General features: G+C 32.0%; 9 protein-coding genes. 6 read left to right on the forward strand and 3 right to left on the reverse strand.

What is annotated here, in order from left to right; all coding sequences use genetic code 11:
* Nucleotides 1-198: 198 nt before the first annotated feature.
* Both Q0138_RS08050 and Q0138_RS08055 read left to right on the forward strand, forming a co-directional pair.
* Entirely contained in the window at nt 199-717 is a 519-nt protein-coding gene (locus Q0138_RS08050) for a prepilin-type N-terminal cleavage/methylation domain-containing protein (RefSeq protein ID WP_297983174.1), read from the forward strand.
* Nucleotides 702-1,280: a B-box zinc finger protein gene (locus tag Q0138_RS08055; protein ID WP_297983176.1), complete on the forward strand. Its 579-nt coding sequence runs from the start codon at nt 702-704 to the stop codon at nt 1,278-1,280. Before Q0138_RS08050 ends, Q0138_RS08055 begins: the two co-directional genes overlap by 16 nt.
* A 2-nt stretch (nt 1,281-1,282) precedes the next feature.
* On the opposite strand, the gene ilvN is transcribed toward Q0138_RS08055, so the two are convergent.
* Nucleotides 1,283-1,768, reverse strand: a complete 486-nt coding sequence (ilvN, locus tag Q0138_RS08060) for an acetolactate synthase small subunit (RefSeq protein ID WP_297983161.1) — start codon at nt 1,766-1,768, stop codon at nt 1,283-1,285.
* A 1-nt stretch (nt 1,769) separates the two neighbouring features.
* Entirely contained in the window at nt 1,770-3,476 is a 1,707-nt protein-coding gene (locus Q0138_RS08065; protein WP_297983162.1) for an acetolactate synthase large subunit, read from the reverse strand.
* Nucleotides 3,477-3,991: 515 nt separating this feature from the next.
* Here Q0138_RS08065 and purD point away from each other — a divergent pair.
* From purD to Q0138_RS08085, 4 genes are all read left to right on the forward strand, one after another.
* On the forward strand, nt 3,992-5,305 hold the full coding sequence (purD, locus tag Q0138_RS08070) for a phosphoribosylamine--glycine ligase (RefSeq protein ID WP_297983164.1): 1,314 nt from the start codon (nt 3,992-3,994) through the stop codon (nt 5,303-5,305).
* Nucleotides 5,306-5,424: 119 nt separating this feature from the next.
* Nucleotides 5,425-6,393, forward strand: a complete 969-nt coding sequence (locus tag Q0138_RS08075; RefSeq protein ID WP_297983166.1) for a hypothetical protein — start codon at nt 5,425-5,427, stop codon at nt 6,391-6,393.
* Nucleotides 6,394-6,814: 421 nt separating this feature from the next.
* Nucleotides 6,815-7,729, forward strand: coding sequence for an ornithine carbamoyltransferase (argF, locus tag Q0138_RS08080; protein ID WP_297983168.1), 915 nt, complete (start codon nt 6,815-6,817; stop codon nt 7,727-7,729).
* Nucleotides 7,730-7,999: 270 nt separating this feature from the next.
* Nucleotides 8,000-8,989, forward strand: coding sequence for a tetratricopeptide repeat protein (locus tag Q0138_RS08085; RefSeq protein WP_297983170.1), 990 nt, complete (start codon nt 8,000-8,002; stop codon nt 8,987-8,989).
* 492 nt (nt 8,990-9,481) lie between these two features.
* Here the strand turns inward: Q0138_RS08085 and argS are convergent, their stop codons facing one another.
* Nucleotides 9,482-11,203 (reverse strand): arginine--tRNA ligase, encoded by a 1,722-nt coding sequence (gene argS, locus Q0138_RS08090; protein ID WP_297983172.1) that lies wholly within the window; start codon nt 11,201-11,203, stop codon nt 9,482-9,484.
* Nucleotides 11,204-11,274 lie beyond the last annotated feature (71 nt).

An 11,274-nucleotide genomic window follows, 5' to 3' on the forward strand; every position in this document is an offset into this window, starting at 1 on the left:
AAATACTTCTGTTATGTTAAATGAAGGAACTGAAGCTTTACCATATGAACCATATGGATATAAGTTTTATACAAATGCAGGTACAGGTGAATTTATTGCAGGCCCTGAAGTATAAAAGTACTTGAAATATAGTACTTTTTTTTGTATAATGAAATATAAAATAGGAGAGTATCTTTATGAGAGATAAAAAGTTAGCAAATAGCAAAAGCGGGGGGGTATTTAAATAATACCCAAGCATTTACTCTTATAGAATTATTAGCTATTATTGTAATACTAGCAGTGATTGCGGTAATAACAGTATCAATAATATTAAATATAATAGATAATGCAGAAAAGGGTTCTGCTCAAGATTCCGCACTTGGATATAAAGATGCATTACAAAAATATTATGCTACTAAGTCAATTCAAAATCCAGAGCAAGAATTACCAAGCGGATATATGGAAATATCAGAATTACCAAGTGATTTTACTGTAAGTGGTGAGAATCCTAGTGATGGATGGGTAAAATTAAAAAATGGTATAGTAGAAGAATACTCATTAAAATATAAAATTGACATATATATTAAAGGAAGAATTATAAATTTAGTTGGATATTATGATACTGGCTCATTAATAAAAGATCCTTATCAAAAAAGACCAATAATAATAAAACTATTAATACTCAAAATAAAAATTCTATATGTAAAACTTCTGATGATAATATACATAATACTTTAGATTATGAAAAAAAATATTTTAAATGTAATTTACATAAAGAATCATATAATATGTATTGTGAACAATGTAAAAAGAATATTTGTATAATTTGTGAAAAAGAGCATATTAATCATAAAAAAATATCTCTTGGGGAAATTTTACTTGATAAAAATAAATTAGAAGAAAACAAAAATAAATTGAGAAAAATATTAGATGAATTTGAAAATGATATTAAGATTATAATTGATAAATTAAATAATGTTCTAAAAAATATGGAAAAATATTATAATATATTTGATGATTTAATGGGTGGATATGAAATAAAGAAAATAAATTTTCATTTATTAAAAAATTTAAATGATATTAATGAATATAATAATTTTATTATAAAAGATTTAAATCAAATTATATATGAAAAAGATATAAATTTAAAATTCAAGAGTATGATGAATATTTGGAGTAAAATAAATTTTAAAGAAATAAAAGAAATTAATAAAATAGAAGATTCAGATTCATTAAAAAAAAATGAAAATAAAATTAAAATAAAAAAAGAAATAAAAATTAAAATTAAACCAAAAAGCTAAAATTAATGATTGCCTCTAGCAACTGCAGTAGGGCCTGTACGTGCAATCTTCTTAATTCCAAACGGTTTAAGCAATCTTAAAAAAGAATCAATCTTGTCTGGATGACCAGTAATTTCAATAGTAATATTGGATTCACAGACGTCAATGATTTTAGCCCTGAAAATGTCAGCGTACTGCACAATCTCAGATCTTGCACCTTCATTGCTGGTCTTTACCTGAACCAAACATAACTCTCTTTTCAAAACGTATTCCGGATCAAGGTCCTTGATTTTTACAACATCAACAAGTTTATGCAATTGTTTGATAACCTGTTCCAATATCTTTTCATCACCTTGGACAATAAAAACCATTCTGGAGAGGTTTTCAACTTCAGAGGAACCTACAGTGATGCTGTCAATGTTAAAGCCCCTTCTTGTAAATAAACTTGCCACCTTTTGAAGTACACCAGGCTTATCTTCAACCAATGTGCTGATAACATGAGATGCCATTTTATTTACCTCCTTCGCTATGAGCATCAGCCTCATACTTATACTCACCAAGAAGCTGGTCGATTGAACCTCCAGGCGGGAACATAGGAATAAACTCATTCTTTTCAACCTCAATGTCTAAAAGAATGGATTCATTGTCCTTTAAGGCCTTGCTTAATATTTCTTGAGTGTCATTAAGTTCAGTTACTCTTTCTGCATTGATTCCATAACTTTCAGCTAATTTAACAAAGTCTGGAGTGTTACCCAAATCGGTTTGTGAGAACCTTTTGTCATACATATGGTTCTGCCATTGGTAAACCATACCTAATTTTCTGTTGTTTAAAATAGCTATAACAACTGGAATGTCATATTCCTTGATAGTGGCCAATTCCTGGGAAACCATTAAAAATCCGCCGTCACCAACAATTGCAAGTACGGCATCATCAGGACATGCAACCTTTGCACCGATAGCTGCAGGGAAACCGAATCCCATGGTTCCAAGACCGCCGGAGGAAATGAACTTGCGAGGTTTTCCAATATCCAGGAAATGAGCTGCCCACATTTGGTGAAGACCTACATCAGTAGTGACTATTGTTTCCTCATCAATTGAATTTGCAATTTCCTTAATAACCTGTTGAGGCTTTAAAGGAATGTCAGAATAACTTACCCTTGGAATAGCTGATTTCTTAAATTCGCGAATGCTTTCAATCCAAGGACTTGAAGGACTTAATTTATAGCCTTTCAAGCATTTGATAAGTTTTGTAATTACGATTTTAGCATCTCCTACAATAGGCAAGTCAACCTCAACGTTCTTGCCTATTTCAGCAGGGTCTATGTCAATGTGAATGACCTTGGCTTCAGGAACGAACTTTTCGATTTGACCGGTAGTCCTATCAGAGAATCTGCATCCTATTGCAAGAAGACAGTCTGTCTTGTTGATTGATTGGTTTGCAACTTGCCTTCCATGCATGCCAAGCATTCCCATAGCAATCTCATCGCTTTCATCAATTACGCCCTTTGCCATTAAAGTTGTTGCAACAGGAGCATTGATTAAATCTGCCAATTCCTTAAGTTCAGCTGAAGCGCCGGATAAAATTGTACCTCCTCCTGCAAGGATAATAGGCCTTTCTGCATTCAAAAGCATTTTGGCAGCCTTTTCAATCTGCTTGTCATTACCCTTAATGTTAGGCTTATAACCTGGAGTAGGGATTTCACCCAATACATATTCATCCAGTTCCTGTTCCTGAACCTCTTTAGGAACATCAATTAAAACAGGACCATTTCTACCTGTTGAAGCCAATTTAAAACTTGTATTGATAATGCTAGGAATGTCATTTGCATCCTTTGGCTGATAGGAATGTTTAGTAATAGGCATTGTAATACCTATGATGTCCACTTCCTGAAATGCATCATTACCGATTAAGCTGCTTACAACCTGTCCGGTAATTGCAATTATTGGAGAAGAGTCCATATATGCATTTGCAATACCTGTAACAAGATTGGTTGCACCAGGACCGGAAGTAGCTAAACAGACCCCTACCTTACCGGAAGCCCTTGCATAACCTTCTGCAGCATGAGCTGCACACTGTTCATGTCTAACAAGTATATGATTTAAATCAGAGTCATATAACATATCATAAAATGGAATAACAGTTCCGCCAGGATAACCGAAAATGGTATCAACACCATTATCCATTAAAGCTTTTATTATAGCGTCTCCGCCTCTCATTAAAACACCTTTTTAGTTTTTTATACTTATAGTTGAAAAATTATTAAATAAAAATCATATTCAATTTCCAAATTAGAAAAATTGAATTTAAATACAAATGGAATTTCTAAATTAGAATAATTGAATTTTTAAAAATTAATTTAAATTTTTAAATTAAAATAATTGAATTTAAATTAAAACAAATCTAAAGTATGAATTTTAGAATTTATTTACAAAAATTGTAAAAAACATATTCAAATTCAAGAATTCAATTAGATTAAAATTTCTAATATAATAATATATATCCTAAGATAAATATAAACATTAAAATATATTAAAAATTCTAAACTTAATATATAATCAAAAACATAATAAATATAATGATATTTTTATGGATTTTTTAAAAGTCACATCAAATGAAAATTTTAAAATTCATGGAAAATTATGGATTTTTAAAACTCACGAATGAAATTTTTAAAATTCATGGAAAATTAATCTTATAAATTACTTAAAAAGCTTTGTTTGGAGAAAAAAAGATGAAAGTTTTAGTTGTTGGAACCGGTGCAAGAGAACATGCTATCTGTGATGCATTAAAAGACGATGTTGAATTATACGCTTATATGAGCAAGAACAATCCAGGAATTGCTAAAATATCCACTTATCAAAAGGGAGATGAAGGTGAAGTGGATAAGGTGGCAGAATACGCTAAAGCAAATGAAATCGATTTAGCGGTTATCGGCCCTGAAGCCCCTCTTGGAAAAGGAATTGTAAATGCACTTGAAGATGCAGGAATCCCTTGTGTTGGACCTGCACAGGAGTCTGCAAGAATTGAAACTGACAAATCATTTATGAGAAAGCTCTTTGAAGATTATGAAATCAAAGGTTCCCTTACCTACAAGGTATTCGATAATTACGATGACATTTCCAAATTCCTTGACGAATATGAAAAGGATGTAGTTGTAAAACCTGTAGGATTGACTGGAGGTAAGGGAGTAAAGATTGTAGGAGATCACCTTAAGGACAACCAGGATGCAAAATTATATGCAAAGGAAGTTATGGACAATGCTATGGGCGGATTTGCACAAGTAATCATTGAGGAAAAGGTTGTAGGTGAAGAATTTACAATTCAAGCATTCTGTGATGGTGAAAACCTTGCAGCAATGCCTGCAGCACAGGACCATCCACATGCATTTGAAAATGACCAAGGTTTAATTACTGGTGGAATGGGTTCATACTCTGACAAGAATGGATTATTGCCATTCTTAAGCCAAGAGGATTATGATGAAGCTGTTGAAATCATGAAGGAAACCTTAAAGGCAATAGCTAAAGAAACAACTCCATACAAAGGAATTCTCTATGGTCAATTCATGTTATCCAAGGACGGACCTAAACTCATTGAATACAATGCAAGATTCGGTGATCCGGAAGCAATGAATGTTCTTCCATTACTTGACACTCCAATGGCAGATGTTTGTCAGGCAATTATTGATGGAAAACTTGATGAAGTAAAATTCAAGGATCTTGCTTCAGTATGCAAATACATTGTACCTGACGGATATCCAGACACTCCACATGCAGGAGAACTTATTGAAGTGGATGAGGAAGCAATTGAAGCGCTTGGAGCTAAAGTCTTCTATGCCGCTGTAAGTCAGGAAGAGGATGGAATCCAACTTTCAGGATCTCGAGCTTTAGGAATTGTAGCTCAAGGAGAAACAATTGCAGAAGCTGAAAAAATAGCTGAAGAAGCATGTGGACTTGTTAAAGGAAATGTTTACCACAGAAGAGACGTTGGTACAGAAGAATTAATCCAAAAACGTATTGACCACATGGAAGCAATTAGAAATGAATAAATAAAATTTGAGTTTAATAATTACTATTAAACTTAATTTTTAATTTTTTTAATTCGAAACCTAAAGAAATAATAATAATTTAATCTTTATTAACAAAAAACTTACTTTTCGGTGATTTAATGTCTAAAAATAAAAAGTCTAAAAATGCTACAATTAAAAAAGCTAAAAAACTAGAAAGACAAGGCAAATATAAAAAGGCCTTAAGTGTATGTGACAGGTTTTTAGACGAAAAAATCGAGGAAAGTGTTATACAACTTAAAATTGACATCATAGTAGAATCCTACAACAATGATGAATTTATAGGAAAATTGAATAAATATAAGGTTAAATTAACTGATTTTTTAACAAAGGAAGATGGAGAAGAGTTTTTAAGAATCTATACTACCTTCGACACTTTTTTTGAAATGGCTAAGGAAAGCTTAGGGGACGACAATACACGCAGAGCATTTTTAGGTGCAGGATTATTACTTGACAACTTAGAAACCATACTTGTTCTAAATGAAATGAGCAAGGAAAATAATAAAAGGAATCTTGAAAAAACCGAGACTCCAATTGAAATAGAAACTTTTGTTAATGAAGTTAAAAAAACAGCTTATCAATTTTTAGAAATCATTATTGAAAATCCTAAAGAGAGCATTGCTGAAGCCGAATTCGATCTTGAGGTAAGTATTGAAAAGATTAAAAAATTGATTGAGCCTGAAAATCCAGAAGAAGAATCAAATATTGAAGAGGAAAGTTCTGAAGAAGCACCAAATATTGTAGAAGAAAGCTCTGAAGAAGAACAAAATATTGAGGAGGAAAGCTCTGAAGAAACCCAAGAAGAATCCAATATAGAAGTTCAAGAAGAAGATTCCAATCCAGAAAATGAAAACCTCCTTAAAGTTGAAGATGATACTGAACTTAAAACAGAGTCCTCACTTGAACATGAAATAAAATGCCTAAAGAAAATGGTAGATTACCACAATGAAAAGAATGACTTTAAAAAGGCATTAGAGTATCAAAGAAGACTAGTCAAACTTGCAAAAGAAGAAAAAATCTTAACTGATACCGAATCAGATTCAAAACAAAAGTCAATATTTGACTTTTAATTCCACCACAATAACTTTTTTAAAAAACACCTAATAATTTTAATCAAAAACTTTTTTTAAAAACCAAATATGTCCAAACAAAAACTTTTTTAAAAACACCTAATAATTTTAATCAAAAACTTTTTTTAAAAACCAAAAATGTCCAAACAAAAACTTTTTTAAAAAACAACCATTTCTAACTAACACCCAATATTTCTAATCAAATAAGTTCTTTTTTTAAAATAAATAACCTGCTCCATTTAAAACCTAAATAAGAACTAAATTTAAATTTAAAACTAGAAATAATAAAAATTCTCTGATTAATAAGTATTACTCCACATATAAACAAATAACGAAAGTTTTAATACTATTAAAAGACAAATATTTAAATTTATTAGAATGAAAAAAATATGATTAATTATTATATTATGGGGATTTAAAAATGAGAAGTCTTTTGTCAGTAACTGATATAGAGGATGAAGTTGCAAAGATCTTAGATATTGCAAGTGACTTCAAAGCTGGAAAAATGGAAGAGGAAGCTCTTAAGAATCAAAAATTAGCAATGATTTTTCAAAAGTCATCAACAAGAACAAGAGTTTCCTTTGAAGTTGGAATGTATGAATTAGGTGGAACTGCACTCTTTTTATCAACAAATGATTTACAGTTAGGTCGTGGAGAACCTATCAAGGACACTGCAAAGGTATTAAGCAGATTTGTTGATGCAATCATGATTAGGGCAATCGAACATGATGATGTAGTCGAACTTAGGGATGAAGCTGACATTCCAATCATAAACGGTTTAACCAATCTTGAACACCCTTGTCAAGCATTAGCTGACATGTTAACAGTCAAGGAACATAAGGGAAACTTTGATGGAAAATTTGTTTATGTAGGTGATGGAAACAATGTATGCAATTCATTGCTTCTTATCTGCGGATGTTTAGGAATGGATATGGCTGTAGCTTGTCCTGATGAATATAAGCCTAATGAGGAAATTACCAAAAAGGCTATGGAATATGCAGAGAAAAAGGGCTCTGAAATACTGATTACCTCAAACATTGAAGAGGCTCTTTCAAATGCAGATGTTATCTATACTGATGTTTGGGTAAGTATGGGTGATGAGGAAGAGGCTGAAAAAAGAAGAGCTGACTTTAAGGACTTCCAAGTAAATCAAAATATGATTGAAATGGCTAATGATGATGTAATATTCATGCACTGCTTACCTGCAATTAGAGGAGAGGAAGTAAGTGCAGAAGTTATTGACGGAAAACATTCAGTAGTTTACGATCAAGCAGAAAACAGATTACATGCTCAAAAGGCAGTTTTATATTATTTCTTAAAAGAACTACAGGAATAAATAAAAAAACAAAAATTTTAATCAAGAATAAAACAATAAAATAAAAACAAACGTTTTAAACAAGCAATAAATCAATAAATAAAAAACAAAACTTTTAATCAAACAATAAAACAATAAAATAAAAATAAAAGGTTTTAAACAAAGATAAAAGAATAAATGGCATATATTTAAAAATGAATTAAATCTGTTTAAATAAAAATCCCTATTTAATTTTCACGAGTTGCATTTAATAAAATTCAATAATTTAGTATTTAGGTAAAAGGTGGGAAAATGGACTTTAATGACCCAACACTTGAGCATTTGGTAAACAAAATTACAGATGCACTTAAGGAAAACAATAGAGAGGAAGCTGCAAGATATATGGATATTGTAATTGACCAATACCCAGAAGTTGCAAATATCCTAATGAATTCAATCGAGTTTCAAACCATAATGGCTGAAAATGAAGAGGAAATTGAAATGGAAGCTCCCCAAGAAACATTTGAAGGAGAGCCAATCAAGCCTGGAAGCGGAATGGAAATCAATGAGGAAAAAATCATAAATGACATGAATGCAATGCTTGAATTTGAACCGAGCACTGCACAGGAATTCATTCAAAAGGGAACCGTATTAACCGTAACCGAAGAATATGAAAAATCCCTTGAATGTTTTGACAAGGCTTTGGAATTGGATCCAAATAACCTTTCAGCACTTATATCAAAAGCAAATACCCTTGAAATAATGGAAAACTTTGAAGAGGCTTCAAAGGTCTATGACAAGGTTATGGAAACTGAAGTAAGTGACATTTATGACTTGATGAGTAAAGGATATGTCTTTGAAAACCATGGAAGATTTGAAGACGCCTTAAAAACATATAATAATGCTCTTAAAAAGGACAAAAACAATGCCAACATTCTCTTTTTAAAGGGAAGCTGTCAAATCAAGTTAAAAAAATACCCTCAAGCAATTGACACATTGGATGAGGCTATTGAAAGGTATAGTGACAATCCTTATGAAACAATTTTTGAAATTGAAAACGCTTATCACAATAAGGGAGTCTCCCTCCATGCAATTGGAGAGGACGACGACGCTCTTGAGGCATTCAGTTTAGCTTTAGGAATCAATCCGGAATACTATTACAGTTACTATGAAATAGGAATCATTCAGGAAGACAGGCAAAAATACGACATTGCACTTAAAAACTATGAAAAGTTCCTTGAATACGAAACTGACTCAGAAGTTCTGGAAGCTAAGGAAAGAGTAGAAAAACTAGTAAACTAATAACTCAAGTTCTAAAAGCAAAGAAAAAAGTAAAAAAAACTAATAAAATAATAACTCAAAATCCTAAAAGCAAAGAAAAGAGTAAAAAAAACTAATAAAATAATAACTCAAAATCCTAAAAGCAAAGGAAAGAGTAATAATAGGCAAATAAATTATTATAAATATTTTTTATTTATAATAATTATTTTTTTGAAAGAATAATTAGTTCGTAATATTATAAACTAATAAAAATAAAAATAAAAAAAATTAATAAAAATAATTTAAAAGAATAAAAAAGAGAGCGTAAATAGAATAAAAAAAGATTAAAAAGAATAAAAAAGAATGAAAATAGAATAAAAAAAAGATTAAAAAAATAATTAAAAAGAATGAAAATAGAATAAAAAAAATTAAAAAAAGAAAAGGCAATAAACGCCCAAAAACCAAATTCAAGCTGATACGCAATTCGACAAGATTTTGGTCCAGGTTTTTGAGGCGAAGCCTCAAAAAGCTGGGCTACATACGCTCAGGCGCACTAACCCCTAAAATGTCCAATGAATTTTTCAATGCAATTCTAGCCTTTTCAACCAAAATAAGTCTTGCAGATTCATATTCAGAACCAATGACCTGTTCAGCCTTATAGAACCTATTGAATGCACTTGCCAAGTCTTGACAATATTGGGCTACAGGGTGAACCCTCTTGATTTTAGCAGAGTCCTCAACCAAACTTGGGAATTTAGCAATCAATTTCACAAGTTCCTTTTCCTCACTGTCCAAGGACCAGTTTTCCTCAACAGTCAATGTTTCCAAATCGATTCCCTTTTCCTCTTGAGCCTTCTTAAGCAATTTGCAAGCTCTTGCATGAGCATATTGAATGGAAGCGCAACCTCTTTCAAAGCTTAATGCCTCATCCCACTTGAATGTAATGTGCTTTTCAGGGGATAGTCTTGCAATGTAATATCTGATTGCACCGATACCGATTTCCTCTGCAATAGCATCAACGGATTCCTCATCAAGGTCCGGTCTTCTGGAACTGATTTCATCACGAGCTCTCTTAACAGCCTCATCAATCAATTCATCCACTGAAATAAATACTCCTTTTCTTGTAGACATTGATCCTTCAGGCAATGTAATGAACTCATAGAAGATAACTTCAACCTTGTCATCATTAGGTTCCTTTTCCTCAAGAACTTCAAGTGCAAGGGTAACCTGTTTTGCAGCCAGCTTATGGTCTGAACCGAAAATGTCTATGACCTTATCACAGTTTCTGCATTTGTAAATATGATAGGCAATATCCCTTGTTGAGTAAAGGGATGTTCCATCCGCCCTTCTCAAGACAAGATGCTTGTCAATGTCATATTCAGTAAGGTCAAGATACAATACCTCATCATATCTTGCATAGCCGATGTCAATCAATTCCTGGGTAAGATTGTCAACAATGCCTGTTCTTACAAACTGTCCTTCCCAAACAAATGCATCATGCTTTACATTCATTCTCTTCAAGGTTTCCTTTACACCTTCAAGACAGCTGTTTACAGCATATTCGAACTTTTCATCAAGTTCACTTGGAGCCCCTTCATATTGACGAATGGTTGCATCCACACCTTCTGATAAACTTTCATCCTCATTGATCATTTGATTGACCTTGAAGTAAAGCTCTCCAACCTTATGGTCTATCTTTTCAGCTTCCTGATCCTCTATCTTCAAGCCAAGCTCTTCCATACCATAAACAATCATTGCAAGCTGTCTTCCCATATCGTTTACATAATATTGGGTGTCAACATCATAGCCTGCCTTTGTAAGAAGCCTTCTTAAGGAATCTCCAATGATGGAATTTCTAATGTGTCCAATGTGAAGAGGGCCGTTTGGATTTGCGGAGGTATGTTCAAGAATGATCTTCTCATCAACGGCATCCAATTGACCATAGTCCTCTCCAACTGAATCTAACAACTCCTTTGCAAAGATGTCATGATTAATGAAAAAATTAACATAAGGTCCTACAGCCTCAACCTTTTCAAAAATTGGAGGAACTTCAATGATATCAACAATTTCAGGAGAAATTAAATTTGGAGCCTTTCTTAAAAGTTTTGCCAATTGGAATGAAACTGTACTGGCCAAGTCACCTAATTCCGGATTAGGGGGAAACTCCAATTTGATTTCTTCTTCAAAATCACAGTCAAACTTATCAACTGCTTCTCTTAAAGCCTTTTCAGCTTCAGCTTTTATCTTAAAATACATATAAACACCTAAAAGTAAAATAAATAATTAATAATTATAATAATAATTCAATATTAAATAACATTAGAAAT

It is taken from the genome of uncultured Methanobrevibacter sp., assembly GCF_937906425.1.
Taxonomy (GTDB): Archaea; Methanobacteriota; Methanobacteria; order Methanobacteriales; family Methanobacteriaceae; genus Methanobrevibacter.

Excerpts from the sequence above, each read along its gene's own strand:
- ilvN (WP_297983161.1), bottom strand. The coding sequence starts at position 1,768 with ATGGCATCTCATGTTATCAGCACATTGGTTGAAGATAAGCCTGGTGTA.
- argS (WP_297983172.1), bottom strand. The coding sequence starts at position 11,203 with ATGTATTTTAAGATAAAAGCTGAAGCTGAAAAGGCTTTAAGAGAAGCA.
- Q0138_RS08085 (WP_297983170.1), top strand. The coding sequence starts at position 8,000 with ATGGACTTTAATGACCCAACACTTGAGCATTTGGTAAACAAAATTACA.
- purD (WP_297983164.1), top strand. The coding sequence starts at position 3,992 with ATGAAAGTTTTAGTTGTTGGAACCGGTGCAAGAGAACATGCTATCTGT.
- Q0138_RS08065 (WP_297983162.1), bottom strand. The coding sequence starts at position 3,476 with ATGAGAGGCGGAGACGCTATAATAAAAGCTTTAATGGATAATGGTGTT.
- argF (WP_297983168.1), top strand. The coding sequence starts at position 6,815 with ATGAGAAGTCTTTTGTCAGTAACTGATATAGAGGATGAAGTTGCAAAG.
- Q0138_RS08075 (WP_297983166.1), top strand. The coding sequence starts at position 5,425 with ATGTCTAAAAATAAAAAGTCTAAAAATGCTACAATTAAAAAAGCTAAA.